Genomic DNA, 26452 nt, shown 5'->3' on the forward strand with positions numbered 1-26452 from the left:
ACAGAAGCACGGATAAGTTGAATTGGAAATTTTGGATTCGTTTTTAAAGGCTAAAGATGAGCCTGATGGTGAAACTAAACAAGACATAATAAGGAGGGAAATCGATGAAAAATAAAAATTTATCACAGCATGAAACAGCAAAAAAATTGGCTCAAAAACAGATGGGAGAGGAAATCGAGTTGAAATCCGTGGCTCCATCTGCAAGAGAGGGAAAAGTGCCAGAAAAGAATTAATTTTATATGCTGTTCTATTAAGCATGAAATACAAATAAGAAAGGACGCCGGTACCGGCGCCCTTTTACTTATTCTTTTATGATTTTCACTTTCACATCTCTGACTCCATATTGAAGAGCATCTTTTTCTTTCTCCATATAGATATCGATGCGGTTACCTTTAATGGCCCCACCTGTATCTTCCGCCCGTGCATAACCATATCCTTCAATATAAACCTTTGATCCCAACGGTATGACGCTTGGGTCGACCGCAATGACTCTGGCATCAGGGTTCTTGATTAAATCTACGCCTGTCTTGGTAATACCGATACAACCTTCACAATGGGCCGTATATGCAGTTGCTGTGATGTTTAGTTCTTTGACAACTTTATCGTCCGTATTATTTGTTGTCTTCGCTGCTTTCACTGCTTGTACGCCTTCTGCTTCATCACTTGCAGAATATCCTTCTTCTAACAATTGTTTGCGGGTTCCAACCTCATCGATTGAAACATGATATCGATTAGCGATTTCCCAAAGAATATCGCCTTCTTCTATATTATGATAATCATTGATAGCAGTCTCATCGCTCTCTGCTGATGCAGATGCAAGTCCGATTGAAAGAAAAACAGTGAAGGAAAAAATGGAAAATAATACTTTTTTCATCTTGTTAAATTCCTCCTTTTGTGATTGGTTAAGAAACCAACAGTTGAAATAGTAACATAGACTTACCTCAGGTACATAACAAACTGTTTATAAACCAATAACAATTAGATGACAGACGTGTAATATTTCCGTTATTCTGGTAATTAGGATTCATATGATGACATGTATTTCTTCTAAAGGAGAATATTGTTGACAGTGAACACTAGTTTAATGGTTGGTGGAGGGAAAAAATGAAAGCAAATAAAAAAACCACCGAGGTTTTATCCTCAGTGGTTAATGCTTTTCTATTATTTTGTTTCAAGAATTTTTACATTAACTGTTTTTCTACCAAAATCAACTGCTTGATCTTTTGAAGGAAGGAAAACGTCAATACGGTTTCCTTTGATTGCTCCACCTGTATCTTCTGCAGTCGCGTAGCCATATCCTTCTACATATACTTTTGATCCCAGTGGAATGACATTCGGATCCACTGCAATGACTTTGGCATCAGGATTTTCTTTTAAATTCACGCCAGTTGCTGTAGTACCTGAGCATCCATCACAATTCGCCGTATATGCGGTAGCTTCTACAGTAATTTCCTTCACAGCTTGTTCTTCAGCTGCAGGTGCTGCCTGTGCTGGCTCCGCTTTCTCTGTTTCTGCTGCAGGCGCTTCAGCTTCTGGAGCTACTTCTGCTTTTTGTTCTGGAGCAGGCGCTGAGGCTGTCTCAGAAGTATGTGCAGCAGCTGAAGATGTTTTATCGTCTAAGTTGATGACTAATTCTTGTCCAGGGACAATAAGGTCACTTTCAAGTGCGTTCCAGCCAATGAGGCTATCCACAGAGATTCCATATAGAGAAGAGATTCCCCAGAGTGTATCACCTTTTTTAACCGTATAGTATTCTTTTGAAGAAACCTGGAGTTCCTGATCAGGATAGATTACGGATGAACCTAAATTGTTCCATGTCATTAGCTGATCAACTGATGTTCCATACTCTTGGGCCAGTCCCCAAAGTGTGTCGCCTTTTTTTACTTCTATGTTTTGTGCTGAAGCGCTAGCTCCACCAGACACTGCAAGTGTTGTAAATGCAGCCACAGAAATAATCGATTTTTTTAGTTTCATTGAAAAATTCCTCCTTATGTAGCTAGCGGTTTATTTATTTTTGCTAACAGGGAAAATACTAACATAGTAAAATCTCATTTCAATAACAGGAACTTTAACATCGTGCGTCAAGAATATTTCACTATTGTAATAGAAAACGTTTTCCTGTATAAACTATCATATAGAGGAATACCTTGGAAAAAATAAAGGGAAATGATTGATGTAAAGGGTTTATATGGAATATTTGAGTGTTTTGTATCCCTATGATTTTCAACAAGGAAGTAAACGCTGTAAGGACAAAAAATTCGCTGATCGTGTCGATTTATTCTTAACAAGCCGATTTGTTCCATCTATACTATAGAAAGAAGTTTGATTTGTATTGGAGGAAGAGTGAATTGGATAAACCAGAAGAAGTGGTGGTACTTTATAAAGATGATCCCGACGAGCATAGTGGCCGTTGCGAATGTGGAAACAATATATTCAAATCTCGGGTGCTTGATGGTAAGTTTTATCGAAAGTGCCAAGAGTGCGGAAAAACGAAAATTGTATAATAATATGGAAGAAAACAAAAGGGACACCGATTGATTTACGTTGTCCCTTTTGTTTTCTATTTGTTCATTTTCTGAATGATGGTGGACGCGAATTGAACCAAGTCGTCCGTTGTAAGATTGATTTTCCTAATGGCTTCTACTATATGATTTAACTCCGTCTGGTTTCGTTTGAACATCTCCATATAGTTCTCCATTTCCATTTGAACCGTCATGATCCCGCTTTGGACATTCCCGATTTCCCTGCGTGAGTTCTCTGTAAGGTCAGTCATATTACTTACACGGGTTGAGACAACTCCGATTTGCTTATTACTTTCGTTTACGAGCTGATGAATGGATGTGCTCAATTCTTTTGAATCCTCCGCAAGCTTTCTTACCTCTGACGCAACGACTGCAAATCCCCTTCCCTCATTACCTGCACGGGCTGCCTCGATAGAAGCATTCAATGCCAGGAGATTCGTTTGCTCCGCAATCTGCTGGATTGAGTTAGAAAGCGGTGTGATCTGTTCGGCAATATTCTTGACACCTTGGATTTCTCTGAGGAGGGTTTCAATTTGTTCTGTGATGACCCCGAAGCTGTCAATCATATGGTCTGTTTGATCTTTGTTCATTTTAGAAAGTTGAAGAAGGTTTTTACTGCTTTTTTCAGTATTTTCCGATTCTGCACGGATTCTTTCCGCTTTTATCGCTGTCTCATTCAGGCTTTGTTCCGTTTGACTCAGAGATGAACCTAGTTCTGTATTCATATTGAGCATCTCCAATTGAAGGGCCTGGTTTTCCTGATGAAGTTTTTCAAGTTCGTCCATTCGGCTCTGGATGTAATATTCTGAGACGATACTCGCGTCTAAATGGATACCGTGATCAATCGCAACCAGTACAGAGGCGAGTTTGGAAGGGTCGTTTTGATATAATTCCACAATCTTTGGAATTAACAGGTGCTGAATTGTGGTATAAGTGGAAATAAACCAATCGATTGTCACTCCATTTCGATTATGGGTTTTCCCCATCCTCTCTCTCATGGCAAAATACTCATCGTCCAGCTTCCCTGAGAATAATGATTGGAAGTAGTCATGAAAGACGGCTTTTAATGTTTCCCTGCTTGAATGATTCACCGCGATTTCGACTAAGCTGGGATGCTTGTACAGGTGATCAAGGACAGTATCGAGGATAGTATCCGATAATTGGTCATAAATCGGTAGTATTTCATTCAATTCCTGTAAGTGGTGTTCTTGAAACTGCATATAATGAAGTCTTTCATTCAGTTTCTTGTCTTTGAGGACAATGGTATTTGATTCGCGAACCACAATCGGTTCTGTCTTTGGTTTTCTAGAGAATAGTACAGCCATTAGGGGGGTTCCTCCAATAATATTGTTATTTTTTGGTCAGTATGTATAATTTTTGTACAACATCAATATCTTTACTTTACCCCAACTAATTTCCTATGACAATCTTTTTGTCTGAAAAATGTAAAAAACTCTCTATTGCTTGATACTATTAGAGATTTTTAGAATTAAGAAATTTAATGCAAGTAATGAAAAGATTATTAGTACCTCTCTCCTGAATCACTTTTGTACCAGTAGTTATACAAAACGTGTACAAAAAGGGACGGACCTTGACTCCTAGGAGTAGCTCCTAGGAATCGAGGTCCGTCCCTCACAGTTTATTCAGTTATGATGATAGGTTCGTTTTGGGTGATGATGATCGTGTGTTCGATTTGGGCGACGTGGCTGTTGTCTGGTGTGATGTAGGTCCAGCCGTCGCCTTTTTCGACTACGTTTTGAGCTTTGGTAGAGATGAACGGTTCAAATGCAATGACCATTCCTTCCTTTAATAGGGCGTTATCCCATGGGTCGAAATAATTCAGGATATGGTCCGGTTTCTCATGCAGAGAACGGCCGATGCCGTGACCGGTCAAATTCATGATAACCGTATATCCATTTTTCCTGGCTTCATTGTTTACGGCTTTTCCGATACCATTTTGTTTAGATCCGGCTCTCGCCTTTTTGAGTCCCGCCTGAAATGATTTCAATGCAGCATCACATAAATCCGTCAATTTTGGATCGCCTTCCCCTGCGACGAATGAAATGCCTGTATCTGCATAATAACCATTTTTCGAGCCTGATACATCAATATTGACAAGATCCCCGGAATGTATGACCCTTTCACCGGGAATGCCGTGGGCAACCTCTTCATTTACACTGATGCATGTAAATCCAGGGAAGTCATATTCTCCTTTTGGTCCGGATATTGCACCATTTTCCTCAAACATTCTTCCTGCAACGTCGTCCAATTCCTTCGTCGTTACTCCAGGTTTTGTCTGAGCGCGTAATTCATCCCGTATACTGGCGACGATACGCCCGATTTCTTTTAATGCCTGTAGATCTTCATCAGTTTTGACAATCATAATATCTTCCTTCTCTAATTGAATTTCCTTCCCTTACTATACAGAAAGATCCTCCATTTTTAAAGGGAAAGCCCCTGTTGTAATGAGTGAATACAAAATTGCACACCATTCATTCTTTTGGGGCTATTGGTTGATCAGGTTTCAGTGTTTCAATTTTTTCATTTAAATAATATAGATCCCATTCCTGCATTTGATCCATTTCCATCCCATGGATAACATATTTATGAAAATCGTAAACAATGTGTTTACGTTTCGTATTTACTTCTCGGTCTATCATAATAAGTGAGTCCATGATCGCCAGGATGACAGAGATATCGCCTTTTCCATAATGTACAATCTGATAATAGGTGTTATAGAGAATATGGTTGAATGAGAATAACGTCACCTTTAGACGGGGGTGTCTGTCTTCGTCGTGCATCGTTATGACGCCGTCCCGGATTAGGTGAGTTTCACTCAGGATCAGTCCTAAATATTTGATGGAATCCCTCGCTGTATTGGGATCATTTATACCTGGGGATATGGCTCTTAAGGCAACTTCAACGATTTTTTGGAGGGAATAAGCAAGGTCATACTCACCCATCCGTTCTCTGCCGATGAATATGAATGGGCTTAAATCTTCCTTATAATCATGGTGACTATGAATGTAGAAAAGGGTTTCTTCTTCTTTGACAAAATCGCCTATACCTTTGACGAAATTTATAAGAACATTATGTTCTGAAGCGGTATTCACCAATCCTGAAAAATCTATATACTGAATGAACCCTGATTGATGAGAAGGGTATTCCTTTACCTTTTCGTATTGAACCGGTATGGTTTTATACGGGTGCACTTCTTGATCTTTCTGGATGCCGTGATAATAGTCAATCACTTTCAACGCTTCTTCCTCCAAACGCTCGATCAACCGGCTGATTTGAATGGAAGTTGCAATATGGTGAATGAAGTAGGCGAAAAACGCGAGACACACAATCGCATAAAGTACACCTACAAATGCAGAAGAGACAAGGTGTTCTTCAAGGCTTTGTCTCATAAATAGAAGTGAAATGATGGAATAAATAAAGCCCCCCAGGAAAATTCCCAGCCCCCGCATCGTCGTTTTGTCTCGAACAAAATTTTGGAGAGTCCTTGGTGAGAATTGAGATGAGTAGGTCGTCAACACAACCATCACCGTGGAAAACGTAAAAGTAGTCATCGTAAGTAAGGAAGATGCAATGGCGCTTAAAACCGTTTGAGCAAGGTCGATGCTTGTCAACATCATGACAGGTAAAAAAGGTTCGACTTTATGTATCCAATAGGTATCCAAAGAGACAGTGATGATGGCTAATGCTAATGAAGCGGAACTGTAAAGAGCGGGGACGACCCAGATCCCTTTCCGGATTTTCATCAGTAATTGTTTCACAGCTGCACTCTCCTTTGATTATTAAGGGTGCGTTCCTTCATTAGCTTCTCCCTTCGACCATGTTTCAAACCAGAAGAAAAAGCAAAGGAATGACAAAGGACATGATGGTTGCCGTTAATGCCATAGCAGCACCACTTACTGCCCCCTCTCTCTCTCCTTCTTTAATAGCCTGTGCTGTACCGACCCCGTGGGAAATGACCCCGAATGGCAACCCTTTTGCAATAGGATGCTTGATGTCCATCCATTTCAGGATCGTCGGTATGATCATTGCTCCTAACATCCCCGTAACGATGACAACCGTAGGAATGATTTCGATCTTAGCCCCGATGGTATGGCCGATGTCTACAGCCACTGGGGTTGTTATCGTTTTAATTAATAAGGAGCGATTCCAGTCTGTCGGGATGTCAAACCACAAGCTGAGGCAAAAGGATACACTCATGGATAATCCACTTCCGGACAGAATGCCAATGAGGATAGGCTGAACGTTTCTCCTGAGTAATTGTCGATGTTGATATAGGGGATACGCCAGGGCCACAGTCGCAGGACCAAGTAAATAAGTGATGAAGGAAGTGTCATGTGCATATTGTTTGTATGGGATATCCAACACAAGTAATGTGACAACGATACCGATTGTACTTAAGAAGATGGGGATCGTTATTGGGCTTGGCCAACGTTTGTGAACCTTGACCCCCAAGGAAAAATATAGGAGTGTAAGGCCGATCGTAATTATGGGATTAATGAGACCTGTCATAGTTCTTTTTCTCCTTCCATCTAATAAAACGTTCTGTTGATACAGAAGTGGCCAAAAAGCCTATCAGCCCACTGGCTACTAGAATAACGACCAGTTTCCATCCAAATTCAATGAAGTAGGGCCCAAGGACGATGGCGCTAACAGATAAAGGGAGGAAAAAGAAAGAGAAATGTCGCAAGAAGAAACTCGAACCGTCCAATAATAACCGTTCATTCATTAATCCGGTTGATAATAAGAGAAATAATAACAGCATCCCGATGATGCTCCCGGGTATAGGTATGTGAAAAAGATTCGTCAACCATCTGCCTGTTTCGAAAAAAAGGCAAAGAATGGACACTTGTATGATGACCCGAATGGCTTGCATATGTCTCTCCTCTCCAACGCATTCTTCTCCCGATTTTATCACAAATGAAGGTCCATTGGAGGATATTGTATAGGAGAAACAAAAAGAGCATGGGTCGGCCCCATGCTCTTTCCTCATGCGATAAATCGTTTTTATAACACTTTAACAAATGCTTCCGCAGCTGACTGACTGGATTGTGGATTTTGACCGGTCACGAATTTACCGTCGGTGATCACATGATTACTCCATGCTTCTGATTTTTCAAATTGAGCACCCTGCTCCCTTAATTTTGTTTCTAATAAGAATGGCATCAGAGAGTCTAGACCTGTTTGCTGCTCCTCTTCGTTCGTGAATGCGGTTAAGCTTCTTCCCTCAACCAGCCATTTGCCATTAGATAGTTTCGTACCGACAAACCCTGCCGGACCATGGCATACAGAACCAATCGCTTTATCATTCTCAGCAAAATGGGTAAGTGCTTTCTGAAGCTCGGGACTTTCAGGCAGGTCAAACATGGTTCCATGTCCGCCAGGCAGGAAGATACCGGAATACTCATTCACATTTAATTGCGAAAGGACCAACGTTTGATCCAGTTCCTTCGTGACCCCTTTCCATTTTTCCACTTGTTCATCATCAAGGCTGTTTGGATCCAATGGGATACGGCCACCTTTTAGACTAGCCACATCGACCCCGAAACCTTGATTGATAAATTCTTCATATGGTTCGGCGAACTCAGATAACCAAAGTCCTGTTTCGTGTTCGTCGTCAATTTTACTTTCGTTTGTTAATACCATCAGGATTTTTTTCAATGTACACCCTCCATTTGTAAGTTTCATATTTCTTATCACTCTATTGTTTTATCCATTTCACAATAAAATAAACTTTTCCGTATAACATTTCTTTTCGGTCAGAATGAAACGTAAAAAAACGACTCCATGTAAATGAAGTCGTTTTGACTGATGCATTTAGCGTACATCAAATTGAAATTGAATGTTCCTCTGTTGTGCGTCCCAGCTAAGATAAGCGGAAAATTCCTTATCCCCTTTCTTGAATCCATCGATGCGGTCGGATTTTCCCTCGGTTAGGATTTTCTTGACGATTTTTTGTGTAATCCTCTTCGATAATATCGTTTTTGAAATGGTAAAGCTGCACTTGGTCTTTTGATAATTGGAACAACCATAGAATTTCCCTTTATCTATCACGTTACCTCCACATTTTAAACAAGTGCCGATACTGGTTTTGGAAATGCGTTTTCCATTCTTTCCTCTCGTTCTTTGAATGGAATCCGTGTCCAGATCTTCGAATGTCCAAGTGGTGGATTCCTCTAGAGCATTTTGAACAAGTCGCTCATTTAATTTTTTTACTTGGGCCATGAACTCGGGTGCGGATGCTTGTCCCCTGCCGATTTCTTGCAATCGCTGTTCCCACTTGGCCGTCATTTCTGCAGATGCCAAAACATTATTACCTATGGCACGTACCAATACTTTTGCTTTGTCAGTGGGATACACTATATTTTTTTTGATTTCAATGTACTTGCGATCCTTCAGCATTGTAATGATTCCAGCACGTGTAGCTTCCGTACCGAGACCTTCTGTTTGCTTCAACACTTTTTCTAGCTCATCATTATCTATATGTTTACCTGCCGTTTTCATCAGGGTGATCAGCTGTCCTTCTGTATACCGTTTGGGGGGCTGTGTTTTCCCTTCCTTCGTATCAACCTTTTTGACTGTCCCCATCTCTAGTTCACGAACGGGAGGCAGGAGTGGTTCATCTTCTTTTTCATTTTGAATGAGAACTTTGCGCCACCCTTCCTGCAGGATTTGCTTACCCTTTGAAACAAATTCAGCCCGATTATCGACTGTCGTGGTAATGGTGGTGTAGTTCAATACGGCTTTATCATGATGGGCGGCGATAAAGCGTTTGACGACCACATCATAGATCTTCCGTTCGTCTTCTGATAAGGACGCAGGGTTTGTTACCTGTTCAGTCGGGATGATTGCGTAGTGATCCGATACTTTTGCATCATTGACGAATCTCTTATTGTTCATGAGGCTCGCGTGTGGTGTTGGAATCCATTGATCATAAGGACTGAACTGTTTCAGTTTCGTCAATATTTCAGGAAAACCTTCAGCTTCGCCTTTCGTGACATATTGTGAGTCTGATCTAGGGTAAGAGACTATCCCTTTTTGATAGAGCTTCTGTAGCACATCCAGTGTTTTCTTAGGAGAGAATTTGTACATTTTATTGATTGTTGCCTGAAGTGCTGACAGATTGAACAGTAAAGGCGGGGAAAATTCTTTTCTCTCTATGTTCATTTTGCTTACAGTCGCAGGTTTATCACGACAAAAAGCAGCGATCTTTTCTGCGAGCTCGGGAGATTGGATGCGGCTCTCTCCGTCCTTATGCCAAGTCCCCTCATAGGAGTACTCGCCCACTTGAAAGGTTGCTTTCACTTCCCAGAAAGGTTCACTCTTAAATCGATCAATTTCTTCATCCCTTCTCACGATCAAAGCAAGTGTCGGGGTCTGAACCCTGCCTGCAGAAAATACATCTGACATCCCCTGCTGCTTTAAGAGGATGCTATACACTCTGGAAGCATTCATCCCTACCAGCCAATCGGCACAGGCACGTGAATAAGCTTCAAAATAAAGGCTTCTCATCTCTCTTTCTTCCCTCAAGCTCTCGAAACCTTGAATGATGGCTTTCTCGGTAAGGGAAGAAATCCACAATCTCTTCATAGGTTTTTGCACCTTGGACATTGAGATGATATTTCGGATGATTAATTCCCCTTCACGTCCAGCATCACCTGCATGAATGATCTCTGTGACTTCCCTTTTTCTCAGAAGGTCTTTAATGACAGTGAATTGTTTCGCTTTGGACCTCTGCAGATCATAATGAAATCTGATGGGGATGATCGGAAGGTCTTCAAGTGTCCATTTCTTCCATTTGCTTTCATATTTCTCTGGTGCTTGAAGCTGAAAAAGATGTCCTACTGCCCACGTAATATAAGCACCTTTAGGGAACACACCGTTTGGATGGATTTCGATGTATCCTTGTCGTTTCCTATGGGGAAATGGCTTGGCAAGGGTTGCTCCTTGGTCGGGTTTTTCAGCTATTACGACTTTCATATCATTCTCCTGTTCCTTATTTATGATAAGTTCATTATACCATGGTTAAGAACTCTTGTTCTATACCATTCCAGTAATCTCACTTGAATTAGAAAGCAGGTGTTACGGACTTTATTTCCGCAACACCTGCATTATTGACCTAGATTTTCTAAGTTTCCTTTTATATCTTGCAATTGTTCGAATGTATTCACAATTTCAAGGTTCTGAAGCTCGGAAAGTTGAATTTCGCCTTTATTAATTTCGGCCAATGCCCGATTGATCCCCTCCATCCCTTGTTGATTATACACCTCCACTTTTTGGTGGATGTCTTTTGCCAGTTTGGGAGGGTTTAGCTCGTTCACTTCGTTGATTTCATCTTTCATATCCAGGAGCCTTGTTTTAAGCTCCGGTATGTTCGATGAATCAGTAGCTGCCTTTTCTATCAGAGCTGGTAGGTCATTAGCGAATTGATCAGCCTCATTCAGATAATCGGTCATCTCATCAACATAGGTTAAACTGTTGTTTGCTTCTTCAAGAATGCCGCAACCTGTCAACGACATGAAGCTGAAAGCAATAAGTATCAGTAATTTTTTCATATATAAGTTTCCTCCCTGTACGTTTCCTTCCCTTGAATATACGTATCAGTTATGGAAAAGTTTCAGTGCTATTGTCTGATGGTCTAGAAAAATAAAAAAGAAGGCTTCCGCGTATACGTTAGCCTTCTTTTAATGCTGCTTATTCGATAATTTGCAGTTCTTTTGGATAATTGGTTAAGGTGACATAGCCGTCGTTGGTGATGAGAACGTCATCTTCTATTCGCACACCGCCGATTTCAGGTACGTATATACCAGGTTCGATCGTATAGGTCATCCCTTCTTTCAATATGCCGTCATTCAAATGACTCATTGAAGGAAACTCATGGACATTGATTCCTAATCCATGCCCGATGCGATGGGGGAAGTAATCTCCGTAGCCTGCATCGGTGATGATATCACGGGCGATTTGATCCAGGTCTCCAATTCGATTACCGGGCTTACTCGCTTCTAGAGATTCAAGCTCTGCTTTCAGGACGGTGTCGTAGATTTCCTTTTGTTTATCCGATACGGATTTATAAGCAACTGTCCGGGTGATGTCTGACGTGTATCCTTCCAGAACAACCCCAAGATCAAAGAGGACAAGATCTCCTGCTCTTAACTTTCGTTCCCCCGGGTTTCCGTGTGGGTCCCCAGCCTTTTCACCGAAAAGAACCATTGTAGAGAACGACATTTCACGAATGCCTTTCTTCTTAAGTTCATACTCGATCTTAGCAAGGACCTCCATTTCCGTTACACCTTCCTGAAGGGCACTTACACCTACCTCTACCCCGAAGTCAGCCATTTTTGCAGCACGGCGCATGATTTCGATCTCTTTTTCATCTTTTACTAAACGCATCTGGTTTAATTTGTCTTCGACATTCACGATTTGGGGTGCATCAAAGATGTTTAAGAATGCTTGACTGCGACCGTAAGTTACAACTTCGTTCTCGAAAGCAACCCTGCTTCCCGGTATGCTTCTTGATTGAATGGCTTCTTTAATGAATTCCCAAGGGTTTTCATGGTCAGAGTAGCCAATCACTTCATGGCTCCACCCTGCGTCTTTAATTTGACGTACTTCCATTCCTGGTAAGACAACAAATGGTTCGGCTTCCGGAAATACGAATAGTCCCATTAATCGCTCATGTGGATCAGTGTGGAAATTCGTTAAGTAAAATACGTTTTCAGTTGAATTGATAAATGCTGCGTCAATTTTTTCTTCTTTTAACCAATTTTCCAGTTGTTCTATACGTTGTTTCATGCTTTACTCCTCCTTGAGTGATCGTGATGTTATGTAATCGTTTCATATGAGCATATCTATGCTAACATATTTCGGGGAAAGTTTGAAATGTCTAGTTTCTCGGAGTGAACTCAAGTGAAGTGTTTCTGTTTATTTTGATTGGGAGAAGCTTTTCCTACCTCCTGCCTATAAATGAGGGAGAGTGATTGTGTTATAATTTTCAGTATACAGTGAATGTAGGGTGGGAGTGGCCACTTCCTTGTAAAGGAGGTGGTGCTTATAGTGACAACGTACGAGGCGTTAACGCTGATGATTACCTTTGGCTCTTTAATTGTCTCCATCATTGCCATAGTTATTTCGAATGACAAAAAGAAATAACCCCACCCTCATGAAGCGCCTAAACTTTGAAGGGTAGAGTTATATTCCTTTCTTTATTGGGCCACTGCTTTCCTTGCAGTTTGCTGTGTAGCAGGAGACGCTGGTTGCCGCCAGTGTCTCTTGTTTTTTTGTTTCATTATCTCTTCTTTTAAGATAATATAAATCCGGTTGGAAAGCAAGATGAGGACAGGATTTGAAATAATCCCGGGCTCTATTGATTAATAAACCGGATCTGTCTTCTTAGGTTTACGAACGAAAGCCATGATGCCTGCGACTAAGAACAGCAGGCCGGGAATGAATCCGAATCCGACTGTTCCAAGACCGATGATTAGTGCTGCAATGATAAACATGATACCTGATAGAACAGGCTTTCTATTCTTAACAATAGTTAGGACGGCAATAATCCCGATGATGGATGCAATAATGCCCAATATGACCAAGTAAGATCCCATTGATTCTGCTGCCTCCATGATAGAATTCATATCTCCTGCTGTCATCCCGGATTCTTGAAGATTCGGATCACTTTGCATTCCCTCTTCGATTTGGGACATCACGTCAGGACTCTGCATCCCCATGTTCAATACAATTCCAATGATGGAAAATAAAGCGGATAAAACAATCCCTATTACTCCCATGACGACTTCTCCAGTACGTTTTACCATTCTAATCTCTCCTTAATGTATAGTTTTCTATAGTCTATTTAGCTAATACATCTTTATTCCCTGTCGCATTATGCTTTTTACACATATAAGCTTCAAGGATCGATTCATCTTCAGGAAAGCACAGGGGTAGATTCTTTAACTCGGAAAGTGAAATCCAATCGATTTTATGTATTAATTGATCGGGGTCTTGAATAGTTGGATACCCTCCGATAAGATGCGCTTCATAATAGTGAATCTTTGTCTTAATGCTTCCTTCGTTGCCCCACTTTGTATAGAGGTGTTGTCCAACTTCAACCACGTAGCCGGTTTCCTCACACACTTCCCGCTTACAGCATTCCCTTAAGGATTCCCCTGTTTCAAGTCCACCTGAAGGAACAGACCACCGCTTCTCTTCCTCTTCTTTTCCCTGTAATACCATTAATAAACGCCCTTCTTTCATGCAAAGAGCCGATGCCCCCATCCAGTCGTACATCCATTCACCTCGTTTCACATGTCAAGATAATCGTACCCTTAGCATATTCGCCTTTTTGACAATTTTCTCCTTCCTAAGGATAAAATTCTTTATATTCAGACAAGTAGACCCTTATTGTTTCAGTTTCGCATGCGTAGTTTTTTAAGGACGATCTTCTCAATGATTCCCCAAGGGAGGATGGTTTTCATTAGGAGGGTGAATCTAATTCCTTTTCCTGCGGGGTTTCTGAATGTGCTGATTTTATCCTGGGCAAGTTTTCCCACAATGGAAGAAACCTCATTTGGGTTCCCTAGTGAATCTAACCCGCGTTCCATTTCTTTATTGATTTCTTTCATATAAAAATAGTAAGGGGAATGCTTCTCCAATGAACGCGAAGTGATTTTTTTTCCTGATGTCCATATATTCGTCCGATAAGATCCAGGCTCAATGAGATGTACGTCAATTCCGAAGGGTTTAAGCTCCAATCTGAGGCTTTCACTGTACCCTTCAAGGGCATATTTCGAGGAAACATATGGACTTAGTCCAGGGAATCCGATCATTCCGCTGATGCTGCTCATATTAATGATCTTACCTTTACCTTGGTTTCTCATATAGGGAAGTACAAGTTGAGTCATACTCATAACACCGAATACATTCGTCTCGAATTGCTCCCTGTATTCATCGATGCTTATCTCTTCGGCAAATCCCCCGACTGCATAGCCCGCATTATTCACCAGGAGGTCTACTCTCCCTACTTCTGAAAGGAACGATGAAAACTCCCCTAAAGACGCTTCAGAAGTTACGTCCAATGCGTGAATATGGATGAATGGTTCCACGCCTAACCCCTTAGCTTGAGTCATTAATTCCTCTTTTTTATCTGGATCCCTCATAGTCGCGATCACTGTAAACCCAATCTGCGCAAGTTCCAAGGTTGTCAGTAATCCGAAGCCGCTGTTGGATCCAGTAATTACGGCAATTTTTTTCCCCATGTGTACTCCCCCTTTTTTCTATCAGTATATCAATTTCATAGCACTCACTTTAACGATATTCTTAAGAAAACAAAAAAAGGCTGGCTTCATCCCATTGAAGCCAGCCTTTAGACGAGGAGTCGTGTCAATTTCTATTATAAATTTACAGCTTTATCGGCTCACATACAACTGTAATCAGATGTGATGAGTAGGCGTCTAAAGAAATGGATGGCAGGCTTTAGGCGATTTCAGCTTCCTTTCGTATGTTTCTATAATTGTAAGCATAATTTTATTTAGCCCGCGTTGATGCCACGATCTTCCCTTCCTTCGAATAGAAGTTCAGTCTCGGAACAAAAAAACGATCTTCAAATGTTTCTATTTGGATAAAAAAGTCCTGTTGGGGCAAGTTTACTCGTTTGAATTCAATATTCTGACGATAGGTAAAGTAGTCTGCACCGAGCTCTTTTCTATTACCATAAACAATAAATTGACCATTATTCAGGAAACTGCTTCCGACCGTTGGTTGAGGGCTATCATCAAATTGTTCAAGTTCATAAAAGGGAAGAAGCTTCATTTTTCGATAATGAACCAATCCGATCTTCTTTCCTTTATTTTTAATAGTATAGGTATACAGGAGAAGGTATTGCCCGCCGGCTTCTTTCTTCAATACCACATGTAGGTCATCGTAGGATGAGGTGTATTCTGACTGTTTGAAATGTTCGCTTATCCTGCTCTTTGTGGTGATCATATCGCTTTTTTCAATAAAGAGCGTAAACGTTGTTGCAAGAATCGAAGATAAAAGTATAGAGATGAACACTCTTCCTTTGCGTATCTTTTTTTCTTCTTCCATTATTCTTCCCTCCCATTCCAGCCATAAAATGATATCCCTATTTTATCATTTAGGGAGGGATTCAGACTGTTTGCATAGAAAAAACGGCAGAAATTCTGCCGTTTCTTCTTATGCCTGTAAATCAACCGGTACCACTGCATTTTTTAATTCATTATTTAAGTCTTTGCTATATCGTGCTTTCTGTTCTTCATTCCAATTCAACAACTTCGACATGATTTCGATGACAGGTTCTTTCCATTTTTCTACCCATTCACGATCAAAGAATAAAGCACCTGTTCGTCGAATGAAGAAGTCAACAGGGGTGGCTGCCATTTCTTCCTGAATGGCATAGATAAGCTGCGCGTATAAATATGGGGGCACGGACATTTCATCAGTGGTGCCACTATAAGCATGAGCCAGTTTGAATAACTGGTCTACGTTTGAACCGTACATGCCGGCAAGCTTTTTCCCTTCTTCCTCAGTTAATCCATATTGAATGGCTTCTCCTGCTTTTTGATCGATGAAGGATTGGAAGTTTTTCGATCCTCCGAAATGACCACCTGAAATCGGCATATGCTTCGTTGAAGAAGCCGGGAACTTCTGTTTATTTTCTTCTTTTAATCTTGCAGAAACAAGGTCAACGACATGTTCCCCCATTTTCCGGTAACCTGTCAATTTACCTCCTGCAATGGTAATGAGGCCGCTTTCCGCTTCCCAAACCTCATCTTTCCGTGAGATCTCTGAAGGGTCTTTACCTTTTTCAAATATCAGTGGGCGCACACCTGCCCAGCTGGATTCTACATCCTCTTTCCCGACTGATACGTCAGGGAACATAAAGTGGATGGCGTTCAAAATATAATCCCTGTCTTCCGATGTCATATGAGGAGAGGCTTTCTCCGAGTCAAAGAATGTGTCAGTAGTCCCTACATATGCCTTCCCGTCACGTGGGATCGCAAATACCATGCGTCCATCGGGGGTGTCGAAATAAACGGCCTGTTGAAGAGGGAATTTGCTCTGATCGATGACTAGATGAACCCCCTTTGTCAGACGGAGTTGTTTGTTATTAGTGCTGTAATCCTTTCCACGGACATCATCCACCCATGGCCCTGCTGCATTGACGATTTTAGATCCGCGGATTTCAATCAGTTCCCCAGTCACCAGGTCTTCTGCTTCGATTCCTACTACTTTCTTATTGTCATAGAGGAAACGTTGGGATTTGGTATAGTTTAAGACTGTTGCCCCATGTGCGACTGCCTCTTTCATGACCTCGATGGTTAAACGGGCATCATCGGTACGATACTCAACGTAGTAGCCGCCGCCTTTTAATCCATCCTTCTTGACGAGGGGCTCTTTTGTCAACGTTTCCGAGACAGATAGCATGGACCGTCTTTCGCTTCTCTTTACACCGGCAAGGTAGTCATATACTTTCAATCCGATTGATGTACTGAATTTACCGAAAGTCCCTCCTTTATGAAGAGGCAACAGCATCCATTCAGGAGTGGTGACATGTGGGCCGTTTTCGTATACAATTTCACGCTCTTTCCCTACTTCTGCCACCATTTTCACTTCGAATTGTTTTAAATAACGTAATCCACCGTGAACCAGTTTGGTTGATCGGCTGGACGTTCCAGCTGCGAAATCCTGCATTTCGACGAGGGCAACCTTCATTCCGCGCTTGGATGCATCAAGTGCGATCCCAGCCCCGGTAATTCCTCCACCAATTATGATCAAGTCGAAATGGTTCTGGGACAATGTATGTTTTACTTCTCGTCTTGCAGTACTTGAAAATGTCATAGTTTAAGTTCCTCCTACGGATTATTAAAATCGTTTATACTTTACTGTTTATCCATAAAAAAAGAGACCGAAACAAACATCATGACTGTAATGTGCCATAATGAATGCTCGGTCTCTCTTGGTCTCTAACCGTTTATTAACTTGTAATCATTATATCATAGGATTCTATTATTTGAAAGCCATAGCTGCTTTTACTGCTTTCTTCCATCCACCATACAGTTCTTCCTGAGTTTTCGCGTCCATTTCAGGTTCGAATTGTTTATCTTTATTCCACTGCTTGGAGATTTCTTCGCGGTCTTTCCAGAAACCGACGGCAAGTCCTGCCAGGTAAGCAGCACCGAGAGCAGTCGTTTCATTAACTACTGGGCGTTCGACCGGTACAGATAACAGATCACTCTGGAATTGCATTAAGAAATCATTCTTGACGGCCCCTCCGTCGACTCTGAGTTTCTTGAGGGAAATCCCGGAATCTGCTTCCATCGCTGTCAACACATCTTTTGTTTGATAAGCAAGGGATTCGAGAGTCGCTCTAACAAAATGTTCTTTTGAAGTCCCGCGGGTCAGTCCAAAAACAGCTCCTCGTACATCACTATCCCAATAAGGAGTACCCAATCCTACAAATGCTGGAACGACATATACTCCATCGGTTGAGTCCACTTTCTCTGCATAATCCTGGCTGTCCTTAGCATCTTTCAGCATTCGCAAACCATCGCGAAGCCACTGTATAGCGGAACCGGCGACGAAAATGCTTCCTTCAAGAGCATATTCCACTTTCCCGTCTATTCCCCATGCAAGGGTCGTTAATAGACCATTTTCAGATTTAACAGCCTTTTCACCAGTGTTCATAAGCATGAAACAACCTGTTCCGTACGTGTTCTTGGCCATTCCCTTCTCATAACATGCCTGTCCGAATAACGCAGCCTGCTGATCCCCCGCTGCACCCGCAATCGGGATCTCCCTTCCAAAGAAATGATACGGGACCGTTTTCCCGTACACTTCAGATGAGGGACGGACCTCTGGAAGCATACTTGCCGGTACTCCAAGAATAGTAAGAAGCTCTTCATCCCATTTCAAATCATGGATATTGTACATAAGAGTACGGGAAGCGTTGGAATAATCCGTCACGTGTGCGGTTCCTCCTGACATTTTCCAAATCAGCCAGGTGTCGATCGTTCCAAACAGCAGCTTGCCTTCTTCCGCTTTCTCTTTGGCACCTTCAACATTATCGAGGATCCATTTTACCTTCGTACCTGAAAAATAAGCATCAATCAGTAATCCTGTTTTATCACGAAAAGTTTCGTTCAATCCTTGAGATTTTAATTCTTCGCAGATCCCGGCTGTTTGCCGGGACTGCCACACAATCGCATTATAAACCGGATCACCGGTCTCTTTATCCCATACAACAGTCGTTTCACGCTGATTTGTAATACCTATCCCCTCAATCTGGTCAGGTTTTACACTGGATTCAGATAAAACGCTTGCAATAACGGCCAGGATAGATCCCCAAATTTCATTTGCGCTGTGTTCCACCCAGCCCGGTTTCGGAAAATACTGTGTAAACTCCTTTTGTGCAGTATGAACGATTTCCCCTTTTTTATTGAAAAGAATCGCTCTTGAGCTTGTTGTTCCTTGATCCAAAGATAAAATGAATTTTTCCATTGATAATCCCTCCAAAGATTAATTTTCGGTTGATAATTGATGCACTTTTTTTGCTAAACTTGTCTTTCTGTCACTTGCATAAGCAAGTCCAAGGACGGCAAGTGTGATGATCAGAACGATCCAGAAGCTTGCAGTGACTTGTCCAATGAAGATCGCTTTATAAAATACTCCACCGAATGATCCACCGAGTACCGGGCCGACTACCGGAATCCATGAATACCCCCAGTTTGATGGTCCCTTTCCAGGAATCGGAAGCAGGAAGTGTGCAATACGCGGTCCAAGATCACGGGCTGGATTGATGGCGTAGCCGGTAGTCCCACCAAGTGAGATCCCGATTGCGATAATAAGGAAACCGACAATAAATGGATTTAATCCGTCTGTAAAGGTATTCGCCCCTATAGATAATAATCCTACTACCAACACAAAAGTTCCAATGATTTCACTCAATAAATTTGAAAAATAATGTGGTATGGCAGGACCTGTAGCGAAAACGCCTAATTTAACACCTGGATCCTTTGTTGCGTGCCAATGAGGCAGAAAGTGTAAATATGTGATGGATGCCCCTATAATTGCCCCGATCATTTGAGCAAGGATGTATTTCGGTACATCATTCCATGGGAAATCACCGTTAAAGGCAAGACCCAATGTGACAGCTGGATTTAAATGAGCGCCGCTGAACTTCCCGACGGCATACACACTCATGGCCACACCTAATCCCCATCCGAATGTAATGACGATCCACCCGGCGTTATAAGCAAATGACTTCTTCAAATTCACATTGGCACAAACCCCGGCACCAAAAATTATCAGCAGCGCTGTACCAACCACTTCTCCTAAAAATGCGTTCATGTAACATCCCTCGTTTCACTTTGATATAGTCCTGTTTTAAGTGACATCTGAAAAATACGTCTGCGGCAGTTGTCACGAACCGCATCCATGTGCAGCAATGCTGGATCGAGGCTTTTCAGCACGTTTACCCTATATTTGCAGGATATAATCGCAACATATACCTTTGGAAGCTAAAAACAGAACAAGTTGGATTAAAAACAAAAAGACTCACGGAATATGCCCAATGGTACAGGCACTTCACGTGAGTCTCTTCGTCTCTTTCACAACGTATTAACTTGTGAATTATGTTACTCCATTATGAAAGCGGTGTCAATGGATTTTCATGATTTATTTATCTGTCAAAATGTTTCCATAGGACACGGTCCGACGTTGTGATAGCCGTAGCTCCTGCGTCAAGGGCAGCTTCCACTTCTTCCACCGTGTCAATCAGACCGCCTGCAAAGATGGGTTTACCGGTTTTGTTGCCGATCTCTTTTATGATCTTAGGGACGACCCCTGGGAGTACTTCTATGAAATCCGGATCCGTTTTCTGAATTAGTTCAATGCTGCGATTCATGGCACTGGAATCTATGACAAACATCCGCTGTGTGGCAAAGACTCCTTTTTGCCTTGCTTTTTTTATTACGTTTCCTTTTGTGGATATGATCCCATAGGGCTTGATCTCCTGGCAGACATATTCAGCGGCATATTCATCACTTGCGAGACCATGAATGAGATCCAGATGTAAAAACATTTTGCGATTCTCTTTACGGGCATATTCAAATACGCTTTTCAGCATTCCGACATGAAGATCAAGAAACACCCCGTATTGGAAAGAGGTTTCGAGCATTTTATCAAAATCCTTCATGGATCGTATGGCTGGCAGAATCCTTTGACCTTCAAAACTCACTTTCTTTCACTCCTTAGTACATATTCTAAGTATGGTTTTTCACAAGGAGAAATTATACCATAGTTGCATTGGCATGGTTTCAAAGATGTATATATAGATTTTACCACAATATGTAATTACAGTAGGGGAAGTTAGCAGAATTTAAGTTTAGTGAAATGAAGAAAGAGAACCTACATGGTAGGTTCTCCGTGTTTTGGACCTAAGTCGTGACCGTGACATTTTCAAAATGCTTAGGAGTAGGTCCGTATTCATTGCTGCCATGACCACTGTCAAAGCACATAAAGACCAGGAGTACAATAGGTCCTGCTATTGGAACGAAAACAATGAAGTACCAAGCACCGCTTCTTCCTGTATCATGGAGCCGCCGTACAGTGACAGCCAAAGAGGGTACAATGACAGCTAATGAATAAATAACGTATACGACTAAAAAAATGGTACCAGTGGAGTCAATAATATTTGCTGTAAAACTCAGAACGAACATGATAATAAAATTAAAGAGTGAAAATATCCAAAATTCCTTTCTTCTCGCCCTTCCAGTAAAATCTGCGTACTTCCTAAAGGCTTCTAAGTACCAATGCATAATGACATCTCTCCTTCTCTCAGTAGGAATTTCATCTGAAGTATTATTTACATATAATTGAATCATTTCCAATTTACCTCATTTTTTCGGAGGGCAAACCTGATTTTTCCATTTTTGTATAGAATATAGAATAATGAAAGTCCCCGTCACGATAAATGACAGGGACTTTCATTATTCAGGGTATAAAGCAACTTTTTCACAGTGCAATCATTCAGACTAAATACAGATTGTTTATCGTATATTCAGCATTCACCTTTCATGTCTATCTATATGGCCCAATTTCCTTTTCGGAAAATAGGTATTTTTCTTCCATCCCGGCAAATTCCATCAATATCCATGCTTTCTGAACCGATCATAAAGTCTTCATGCACCACACTTTCATTAAGTCCCTTTTCCTCCCGTTCCTCGTCGGATAGGATGTTCCCATCCTTAATGCAAGTAGGGTAAGAAGATCCGATCGCTAAATGATTTGATGCATTCTCATCAAATAGGGTATTGAAAAAAAGAACACCTGAGTTTGAGATCGGTGATTGATGGGGAACTAGCGCCACTTCACCCAGGTAGGCTGCCCCCTCATCGGTATCGATTAATTTCTTTAAGATTTCTTCCCCTTCTTCAGCCGACACATCTGTAATTTTCCCGTCAACAAACGTAAGTGTGAAGCCTTCAATCACATTTCCATTGTAGGCGAGTGGTTTGGTGCTGGTGACCATTCCATTCACACCCGTTCTCACAGGCACGGTATACACCTCTTCTGTCGGCATATTGGCTATGAAATTGGTACCCAGAGGTGTCTTACTTGCACCGGTAAGCCAGATGTGATCCTCATGCAGCTCGATTGAAAGGTCCGTCCCTCTATCAGAATAATGAAGGCTCCGCAGACATAGGGAATTGAGTTGGGCCGCTTTATCTGAAAGGGTTTGAATATGGGTTTTCCAAGCGGAAATGGGATCCGGTTGGTCGATTCGAACCGATGTGAAAATCCTTTCCCACAGACGTGGGACTCTATCAGGCTGCGGTAGTTCCGGAAATACTTTATCAGCCCATTTCTCAGAAGGGATGGCGACGATCGACCAGCTGATTTCGTCCTTTTCGATCGCTTCATAAAACCGATCGAGGGCATCTCCACTGGCTTTCTCGTAATTAAGGATTCGGTCAGGTTCGATTCCTTTTAGGAGATCCGGGTCATTAGCTTCTATTTGCAGAAACGCTCCTTTAACGTCCACCACCCATTCATGAGCAGTAGCCAGCCAGCTTGGATATTCATAGAAAACATCTTCTGGTGCCAGTTCATAATGGGTTCTCATAATTTCCTCATCGTACCATTGGACATGTACATTTCTTGCCCCGGCAAGATAGGCTTCTTTCACAACGATACGCACAAAATCTTCTGTTCCGAGCGGTGCAGAGATCCAAAGGGGTTGATCGGCTTGTACGTTTACTCCGACCTTGATGGCAAGCTCGGCATATTTTTTTACTTTATCTTCAAAGTCTTTATGTAGGGTCATTCTGAATTCTCCTATTCCAGTATTCTATTGATGTGAATTTTCATTTTTTTCAACGTTTCTTCCAGTGTTTCGAATGGTTCTTCGATCTCGGCATTACCAAAGAATAATTCACCAAATCGGTCTGCTTCTTCATTTCGTGGTATGACATGCATATGATAATGAGTCAATTCATTGTAGATTCCCCCATTCTGGCAGATTGTCACTCCATTTGGATGATATAAGTCATGAATGGCTGTCGATACGAGTTGTGAGGCCTTGATTATCGAGAGGCTCACTTCTGGCTCCATTTCGTTTACCTCCACCCTATGTTTCTTAGGAAGGATCAGTGTATGCCCCGGGTGATGTGGAGCATGATCCAACAAGCAGATGACATGCTCATCTTCGTAAACGGTGTATACTTTCTCTTCCCCATTGGCAAGCTTGCAGCCAAGGCAATCGTTCATGAGAGTTCCTCCGATCGTCATTATTTTAAAGGTATTTTCTTTGGAGGTGTCGAATCCTGTTGAATAAAGAAAATAATAGTTTCCCTTTATCATATCATGTAATGGAAGGAAGGTCAGAAAATATTGGAAATCATATTATTAAACGAAACTCATGCTGAGGACTATTGGAGCCTTAGGCTTGAAATGCTAAAACAGAGCCCTGAAAGCTTTGGCAGCAGTTATGAAGAGGCATTGAAACGCAAGAATCCAATTGAGAGGATAGCCGAAAGACTTTCTTATGAAGGTAGCTATACATTTGGCTGCTTCTCAGGGAATCAACTGGTAGGGACAGTAACAATGGTCCGGGAAGAGGGACTAAAAATGAATCATAAAGCTTCCATCTACGCTATGTATGTTACCCCTTCGCACAGGGGGAAAGGATTGGCCAGGGGATTGATGGAAGCGGCTGTCAACCTTGCAAAGAAAACAAATGGAATCGAACAGCTATTGATCACCGTGGTTACGACCAATCAAACAGCAAGGGGACTTTACCATTCTTGTGGGTTCAAGCCATATGGTACAGAAAAGAGAGCATTGAAACAAAATGGGGAATATTTTGATGAAGAGTTGATGGTATTGTTTTTATAGCCTTCCATCTAAGTTCTTTCATTGTAAAAGGCTGTTTTAGCAAAGAGTGTTGCTATTCATATACATACGAAGATTTGCGAATGCTCTGTCTTATAGGGTGTGGTGCAGGAGTCGAGCACCTGTAGCGGAAATCAACCGCCACTCGCTACAGCCAACAACGGTTACAAAAACAGCCTTGTAAAAAACGGTGGGTCTTCAACTGAAGGTCCACCGTTTTTTCACCATACTTGATAATCAAAACTGTTTAGAAGAAAAACAATTACTAATACTGATAGTATCAATGCCCGGATAGGATTTTTATGATGGAGACGAAGCAACGGAAACATAATACAATAAAAAAGTACAGTCCACCACAGGTTCCACCCTTCAAAATACTCAATTGAATCGGTCTGAAAGGCTGCCCATTCAATTAATATGGCAACACCTATGTATTTCAAATAATAAACGATCTTGATTCTCCATTCTTCCGGGTAATGACTAAGGAATAGAACGACAAGGCAAGGATATGCCACCATTGTATAGAGCGTATCGGTCACAAACATATTGATAAAAAATCCGTTAAGTTCCCACACAGCTTTTACCGTATAACTGAGATATTGATAAAACAAATTGAAAAACCCAAAATAATAGATAGTAGGAAGGAATTCCCTCCACCTGCTCCAAGATCCCCATTTCAAGGAACATAGAAAGATCGATAACATAACGACAATATGAAACATGGGATCCCCCCATAGTACGAGACCATTAATAAGTCATAGTGTACCCGTTCATATGGAAAAATATTACCAAATGAGATGTAGATCAGCAGAATAGATCAGATACTTTGTTGCTGAACTCTCTTAAATAATCAAGATAGTTCTCTCCGCCGTAATTGTAACGTTTATTATACATCTTCACCACGACAACGTTTAATGATGGAAGAACAAGGAGTGTTGGGCCGGTGACACCGAGTATCTGATAAGAGCCCCGGGGTACACGCTCACCTAATTCACTTGATAACCTCGGAATCCCCTGCACAAACCAGAAAAGCCCGTTATCTGGGAGGGAAGCATTTCTGTATTCTTCGTTCTGTACGGAGGTACACATCTCGATCACTTCAGCTGGAACAACCTGTTTTCCGTTCACCCTGCCTCTTTCAAGATGCAGTTGTCCCCAAAGGGCAAATTCACGAGGGCTAACGAATAGATTCTTATCCTTCCCATCATTTGATGTTCCAAGTCCTGAAAGCGGTGGCTCATCTTTTTTCCCTATAATGTTCACAAGTCTTTCATCAGCACTTGTCCTCCAGCCGGTTTCTTTCAAACCTATCTTTGAAAATACTCTCTCTTCCAATAGCTGTGGGAAACCCTTCCCATATATTCGATGAATCAATTCAGTCATGATATCGACCCCGATGTTTCGATAAGCCCAATCTGTTCCTGCTTTGAATTCTCGAAACAAATGTCCGTGTGTATCCACATCAAGACCGTGAGAATGGGTTACAAGGTGGCGGATGGTAACATCCTTTACCAGGTTGGTATCCAGCTCCGGCATATATTTCAAAATCGGATCGTCTAAAGTATGTATATGTTTATCATACAATGCTATGGAAATGGCGAGTGCTAAATAACTTTTCCGGGCAGATGCCACATTGAATTGTGAATCCGCCCGCACGTACCTTGCGTTCTTTTCGTGAGAGTGCTTTCCGCTGTAGTGTTCCAACACTACCCGATTATCCTTAAGAATATAGAGCGCTGAAGCTGAGCTTCCGTTTTTCTCTTTGATATATTCCACCCATAAAACCAGATCGTCTACTCCTTGCCTGTATGGCTGAGTCACTTCTTAGTCCACTCATCGGCCAGCATGCCATAAACAACATGATCTACATAATGATCATAAAGCCACTCTCTCTGCCTCAGTTTCCCTTCTTCAGTAAAGCCCAGTCTTTCGGGTATTGCTCGGCTCCTGTGGTTGAATTCTGCAGCGGCTATTTCAACTTTATTCATTTTATAATAGTCGAATGCGTAATTCGTCAATCCTTTTGCAACGGTCGTCATAATCCCGTTCCCCTGATAACCCTCACCAAGCCAATAACCAATATATGCAACTTTGTTGGCCCAATTCAATTCATTGAAACCAGCTATACCTACAATTTCTTTTTCGTAAACGATGGCTGTTGTCAAACTCTTATTATCTGCAAAGCCTTTTCGGGTAGCCTTAATGAATTCCTTTGAATCTTCCGGTGTCTTAGAGTAATCGACCCAAGGGAGCCATTCTCGTAAATGTGATCGCGATCCATCTGTCAGTTCAAAAAGACGGTCTGCATCCTGGATATCCAATAACCTTAATTCAAGTTTGTCATTTAGTTTGTATGTAAACATGTTTATTTCTCCTTACCATTTATTTGTCGGGCTTTTAACCTTCAGGAAGTTTTTCACCACTTCAGAAAAGCGGTCCGCTTCCTCGTAGTGAGGAGTGTGACCACTTTTATTAAAATGGATCACTGTTCCGTTTTGGGCGTCCCT

Annotated in this window: 29 protein-coding genes and 1 pseudogene; 4 read left to right on the forward strand and 26 right to left on the reverse strand. The window is 41.7% G+C overall.

What is annotated here, in order from left to right; genetic code table 11:
- The first annotated feature begins 104 nt into the window (after positions 1 to 104).
- Positions 105 to 233 carry a hypothetical protein gene (locus tag KYJ26_RS24130; protein ID WP_257475184.1) on the forward strand — a complete coding sequence of 43 codons (129 nt, stop codon included), beginning with the start codon at positions 105 to 107 and terminating at the stop codon, positions 231 to 233.
- Between the two features lie 68 nt (positions 234 to 301).
- Here KYJ26_RS24130 and KYJ26_RS24270 read toward each other — a convergent pair whose 3' ends face one another.
- Positions 302 to 874, reverse strand: coding sequence for a 3D domain-containing protein (locus KYJ26_RS24270; protein WP_219170049.1), 573 nt, complete (start codon positions 872 to 874; stop codon positions 302 to 304).
- A gap of 287 nt (positions 875 to 1161) precedes the next feature.
- Positions 1162 to 1974 carry a 3D domain-containing protein gene (locus KYJ26_RS22050; RefSeq protein ID WP_219170050.1) on the reverse strand — a complete coding sequence of 271 codons (813 nt, stop codon included), beginning with the start codon at positions 1972 to 1974 and terminating at the stop codon, positions 1162 to 1164.
- A gap of 395 nt (positions 1975 to 2369) precedes the next feature.
- Between KYJ26_RS22050 and KYJ26_RS22055 the strand changes: the two genes are divergently transcribed.
- Positions 2370 to 2504, forward strand: a complete 135-nt coding sequence (locus KYJ26_RS22055) for a DUF8096 family protein (protein WP_472691312.1) — start codon at positions 2370 to 2372, stop codon at positions 2502 to 2504.
- Between the two features lie 56 nt (positions 2505 to 2560).
- On the opposite strand, the gene KYJ26_RS24420 is transcribed toward KYJ26_RS22055, so the two are convergent.
- The 10 genes and pseudogenes from KYJ26_RS24420 to KYJ26_RS22100 all read right to left on the reverse strand — a co-directional run bounded on the left by KYJ26_RS24420 (position 2561) and on the right by KYJ26_RS22100 (position 12332).
- Positions 2561 to 3307, reverse strand: a complete 747-nt coding sequence (locus KYJ26_RS24420) for a methyl-accepting chemotaxis protein (RefSeq protein ID WP_374939790.1) — start codon at positions 3305 to 3307, stop codon at positions 2561 to 2563.
- A 15-nt stretch (positions 3308 to 3322) separates the two neighbouring features.
- Positions 3323 to 3847: pseudogene (locus tag KYJ26_RS24425) on the reverse strand (protoglobin domain-containing protein); the annotation flags it as partial.
- Positions 3848 to 4161: 314 nt separating this feature from the next.
- The gene (gene map, locus KYJ26_RS22065) at positions 4162 to 4905 is read right to left on the reverse strand and encodes a type I methionyl aminopeptidase (protein WP_219170056.1); all 744 of its coding nucleotides are present in this window, start codon (positions 4903 to 4905) and stop codon (positions 4162 to 4164) included.
- Positions 4906 to 5014: 109 nt separating this feature from the next.
- Positions 5015 to 6301 carry a DUF2254 domain-containing protein gene (locus tag KYJ26_RS22070; RefSeq protein WP_219170058.1) on the reverse strand — a complete coding sequence of 429 codons (1287 nt, stop codon included), beginning with the start codon at positions 6299 to 6301 and terminating at the stop codon, positions 5015 to 5017.
- Positions 6302 to 6365: 64 nt separating this feature from the next.
- Positions 6366 to 7052 (reverse strand): LrgB family protein, encoded by a 687-nt coding sequence (locus KYJ26_RS22075; protein WP_219170060.1) that lies wholly within the window; start codon positions 7050 to 7052, stop codon positions 6366 to 6368.
- The gene (locus KYJ26_RS22080) at positions 7036 to 7416 is read right to left on the reverse strand and encodes a CidA/LrgA family protein (RefSeq protein WP_219170062.1); all 381 of its coding nucleotides are present in this window, start codon (positions 7414 to 7416) and stop codon (positions 7036 to 7038) included. Before KYJ26_RS22080 ends, KYJ26_RS22075 begins: the two co-directional genes overlap by 17 nt.
- 131 nt (positions 7417 to 7547) lie before the next feature.
- Positions 7548 to 8201 (reverse strand): type 1 glutamine amidotransferase domain-containing protein, encoded by a 654-nt coding sequence (locus KYJ26_RS22085; protein WP_307514203.1) that lies wholly within the window; start codon positions 8199 to 8201, stop codon positions 7548 to 7550.
- A gap of 156 nt (positions 8202 to 8357) precedes the next feature.
- Positions 8358 to 10520 carry a DNA topoisomerase III gene (locus KYJ26_RS22090; RefSeq protein WP_219170066.1) on the reverse strand — a complete coding sequence of 721 codons (2163 nt, stop codon included), beginning with the start codon at positions 10518 to 10520 and terminating at the stop codon, positions 8358 to 8360.
- Between the two features lie 131 nt (positions 10521 to 10651).
- Positions 10652 to 11095 carry a DUF6376 family protein gene (locus KYJ26_RS22095; protein WP_219170067.1) on the reverse strand — a complete coding sequence of 148 codons (444 nt, stop codon included), beginning with the start codon at positions 11093 to 11095 and terminating at the stop codon, positions 10652 to 10654.
- 139 nt (positions 11096 to 11234) lie between these two features.
- Positions 11235 to 12332, reverse strand: coding sequence for a M24 family metallopeptidase (locus tag KYJ26_RS22100; RefSeq protein ID WP_219170068.1), 1098 nt, complete (start codon positions 12330 to 12332; stop codon positions 11235 to 11237).
- A gap of 261 nt (positions 12333 to 12593) precedes the next feature.
- On the opposite strand from KYJ26_RS22100, the gene KYJ26_RS24140 reads away from it, so the two are divergent.
- The gene (locus KYJ26_RS24140; RefSeq protein ID WP_224940763.1) at positions 12594 to 12689 is read left to right on the forward strand and encodes a putative holin-like toxin; all 96 of its coding nucleotides are present in this window, start codon (positions 12594 to 12596) and stop codon (positions 12687 to 12689) included.
- A 218-nt stretch (positions 12690 to 12907) separates the two neighbouring features.
- Here the strand turns inward: KYJ26_RS24140 and KYJ26_RS22110 are convergent, their stop codons facing one another.
- The 11 genes from KYJ26_RS22110 to KYJ26_RS22160 form a co-directional block, all read right to left on the reverse strand.
- The gene (locus tag KYJ26_RS22110; protein WP_219170069.1) at positions 12908 to 13351 is read right to left on the reverse strand and encodes a DUF4064 domain-containing protein; all 444 of its coding nucleotides are present in this window, start codon (positions 13349 to 13351) and stop codon (positions 12908 to 12910) included.
- Positions 13352 to 13385: 34 nt separating this feature from the next.
- A complete protein-coding gene (locus KYJ26_RS22115; RefSeq protein WP_219170071.1) occupies positions 13386 to 13823 on the reverse strand; it encodes an NUDIX domain-containing protein in 438 nt (145 codons plus the stop codon).
- A gap of 119 nt (positions 13824 to 13942) precedes the next feature.
- Entirely contained in the window at positions 13943 to 14791 is an 849-nt protein-coding gene (locus tag KYJ26_RS22120) for an oxidoreductase (RefSeq protein WP_219170073.1), read from the reverse strand.
- A 268-nt stretch (positions 14792 to 15059) separates the two neighbouring features.
- Entirely contained in the window at positions 15060 to 15620 is a 561-nt protein-coding gene (locus tag KYJ26_RS22125) for a hypothetical protein (RefSeq protein ID WP_219170074.1), read from the reverse strand.
- Between the two features lie 108 nt (positions 15621 to 15728).
- Positions 15729 to 17393, reverse strand: coding sequence for a glycerol-3-phosphate dehydrogenase/oxidase (locus tag KYJ26_RS22130; RefSeq protein ID WP_219170075.1), 1665 nt, complete (start codon positions 17391 to 17393; stop codon positions 15729 to 15731).
- A 168-nt stretch (positions 17394 to 17561) separates the two neighbouring features.
- Complete coding sequence (gene glpK, locus KYJ26_RS22135) at positions 17562 to 19052, reverse strand: glycerol kinase GlpK (protein WP_219170076.1); 1491 nt, start codon at positions 19050 to 19052, stop codon at positions 17562 to 17564.
- 18 nt (positions 19053 to 19070) lie between these two features.
- On the reverse strand, positions 19071 to 19901 hold the full coding sequence (locus KYJ26_RS22140; protein WP_219170078.1) for an MIP/aquaporin family protein: 831 nt from the start codon (positions 19899 to 19901) through the stop codon (positions 19071 to 19073).
- A 331-nt stretch (positions 19902 to 20232) separates the two neighbouring features.
- The gene (locus tag KYJ26_RS22145) at positions 20233 to 20790 is read right to left on the reverse strand and encodes a glycerol-3-phosphate responsive antiterminator (protein ID WP_219170079.1); all 558 of its coding nucleotides are present in this window, start codon (positions 20788 to 20790) and stop codon (positions 20233 to 20235) included.
- A gap of 199 nt (positions 20791 to 20989) precedes the next feature.
- Positions 20990 to 21370, reverse strand: coding sequence for a DUF805 domain-containing protein (locus tag KYJ26_RS22150; protein WP_219170305.1), 381 nt, complete (start codon positions 21368 to 21370; stop codon positions 20990 to 20992).
- Between the two features lie 266 nt (positions 21371 to 21636).
- Positions 21637 to 22878 carry an aminopeptidase gene (locus tag KYJ26_RS22155; RefSeq protein WP_219170081.1) on the reverse strand — a complete coding sequence of 414 codons (1242 nt, stop codon included), beginning with the start codon at positions 22876 to 22878 and terminating at the stop codon, positions 21637 to 21639.
- 11 nt (positions 22879 to 22889) lie between these two features.
- Complete coding sequence (locus KYJ26_RS22160; protein ID WP_219170083.1) at positions 22890 to 23321, reverse strand: HIT family protein; 432 nt, start codon at positions 23319 to 23321, stop codon at positions 22890 to 22892.
- Between the two features lie 123 nt (positions 23322 to 23444).
- Here KYJ26_RS22160 and KYJ26_RS22165 point away from each other — a divergent pair, with 123 nt between their 5' ends.
- Complete coding sequence (locus tag KYJ26_RS22165; RefSeq protein ID WP_219170085.1) at positions 23445 to 23948, forward strand: GNAT family N-acetyltransferase; 504 nt, start codon at positions 23445 to 23447, stop codon at positions 23946 to 23948.
- Between the two features lie 218 nt (positions 23949 to 24166).
- Here KYJ26_RS22165 and KYJ26_RS22170 read toward each other — a convergent pair whose 3' ends face one another.
- From KYJ26_RS22170 to KYJ26_RS22180, 3 genes are all read right to left on the reverse strand, one after another.
- Positions 24167 to 24667 (reverse strand): CBO0543 family protein, encoded by a 501-nt coding sequence (locus KYJ26_RS22170; RefSeq protein WP_219170086.1) that lies wholly within the window; start codon positions 24665 to 24667, stop codon positions 24167 to 24169.
- Positions 24668 to 24749: 82 nt separating this feature from the next.
- On the reverse strand, positions 24750 to 25766 hold the full coding sequence (locus KYJ26_RS22175; protein WP_308807586.1) for a serine hydrolase domain-containing protein: 1017 nt from the start codon (positions 25764 to 25766) through the stop codon (positions 24750 to 24752).
- The gene (locus KYJ26_RS22180; protein WP_219170088.1) at positions 25763 to 26308 is read right to left on the reverse strand and encodes a GNAT family N-acetyltransferase; all 546 of its coding nucleotides are present in this window, start codon (positions 26306 to 26308) and stop codon (positions 25763 to 25765) included. Before KYJ26_RS22180 ends, KYJ26_RS22175 begins: the two co-directional genes overlap by 4 nt.
- Positions 26309 to 26452 lie beyond the last annotated feature (144 nt).

Source organism: Rossellomorea orangium (assembly GCF_019334305.1).
Taxonomy (GTDB): Bacteria; Bacillota; Bacilli; order Bacillales; family Bacillaceae_B; genus Rossellomorea.

Excerpts from the sequence above, each read along its gene's own strand:
- KYJ26_RS24130 (WP_257475184.1), top strand. The coding sequence starts at position 105 with ATGAAAAATAAAAATTTATCACAGCATGAAACAGCAAAAAAATTGGCT.
- KYJ26_RS24270 (WP_219170049.1), bottom strand. The coding sequence starts at position 874 with ATGAAAAAAGTATTATTTTCCATTTTTTCCTTCACTGTTTTTCTTTCA.
- KYJ26_RS22050 (WP_219170050.1), bottom strand. The coding sequence starts at position 1,974 with ATGAAACTAAAAAAATCGATTATTTCTGTGGCTGCATTTACAACACTT.
- KYJ26_RS24420 (WP_374939790.1), bottom strand. The coding sequence starts at position 3,307 with ATGGACGAACTTGAAAAACTTCATCAGGAAAACCAGGCCCTTCAATTG.
- map (WP_219170056.1), bottom strand. The coding sequence starts at position 4,905 with ATGATTGTCAAAACTGATGAAGATCTACAGGCATTAAAAGAAATCGGG.
- KYJ26_RS22075 (WP_219170060.1), bottom strand. The coding sequence starts at position 7,052 with ATGACAGGTCTCATTAATCCCATAATTACGATCGGCCTTACACTCCTA.
- KYJ26_RS22080 (WP_219170062.1), bottom strand. The coding sequence starts at position 7,416 with ATGCAAGCCATTCGGGTCATCATACAAGTGTCCATTCTTTGCCTTTTT.
- KYJ26_RS22090 (WP_219170066.1), bottom strand. The coding sequence starts at position 10,520 with ATGAAAGTCGTAATAGCTGAAAAACCCGACCAAGGAGCAACCCTTGCC.
- KYJ26_RS22095 (WP_219170067.1), bottom strand. The coding sequence starts at position 11,095 with ATGAAAAAATTACTGATACTTATTGCTTTCAGCTTCATGTCGTTGACA.
- KYJ26_RS22100 (WP_219170068.1), bottom strand. The coding sequence starts at position 12,332 with ATGAAACAACGTATAGAACAACTGGAAAATTGGTTAAAAGAAGAAAAA.
- KYJ26_RS22110 (WP_219170069.1), bottom strand. The coding sequence starts at position 13,351 with ATGGTAAAACGTACTGGAGAAGTCGTCATGGGAGTAATAGGGATTGTT.
- KYJ26_RS22115 (WP_219170071.1), bottom strand. The coding sequence starts at position 13,823 with ATGTACGACTGGATGGGGGCATCGGCTCTTTGCATGAAAGAAGGGCGT.
- KYJ26_RS22120 (WP_219170073.1), bottom strand. The coding sequence starts at position 14,791 with ATGGGGAAAAAAATTGCCGTAATTACTGGATCCAACAGCGGCTTCGGA.
- KYJ26_RS22125 (WP_219170074.1), bottom strand. The coding sequence starts at position 15,620 with ATGGAAGAAGAAAAAAAGATACGCAAAGGAAGAGTGTTCATCTCTATA.
- KYJ26_RS22130 (WP_219170075.1), bottom strand. The coding sequence starts at position 17,393 with ATGACATTTTCAAGTACTGCAAGACGAGAAGTAAAACATACATTGTCC.
- glpK (WP_219170076.1), bottom strand. The coding sequence starts at position 19,052 with ATGGAAAAATTCATTTTATCTTTGGATCAAGGAACAACAAGCTCAAGA.
- KYJ26_RS22140 (WP_219170078.1), bottom strand. The coding sequence starts at position 19,901 with ATGAACGCATTTTTAGGAGAAGTGGTTGGTACAGCGCTGCTGATAATT.
- KYJ26_RS22150 (WP_219170305.1), bottom strand. The coding sequence starts at position 21,370 with ATGCATTGGTACTTAGAAGCCTTTAGGAAGTACGCAGATTTTACTGGA.
- KYJ26_RS22155 (WP_219170081.1), bottom strand. The coding sequence starts at position 22,878 with ATGACCCTACATAAAGACTTTGAAGATAAAGTAAAAAAATATGCCGAG.
- KYJ26_RS22160 (WP_219170083.1), bottom strand. The coding sequence starts at position 23,321 with ATGAACGATTGCCTTGGCTGCAAGCTTGCCAATGGGGAAGAGAAAGTA.
- KYJ26_RS22170 (WP_219170086.1), bottom strand. The coding sequence starts at position 24,667 with ATGTTTCATATTGTCGTTATGTTATCGATCTTTCTATGTTCCTTGAAA.
- KYJ26_RS22180 (WP_219170088.1), bottom strand. The coding sequence starts at position 26,308 with ATGTTTACATACAAACTAAATGACAAACTTGAATTAAGGTTATTGGAT.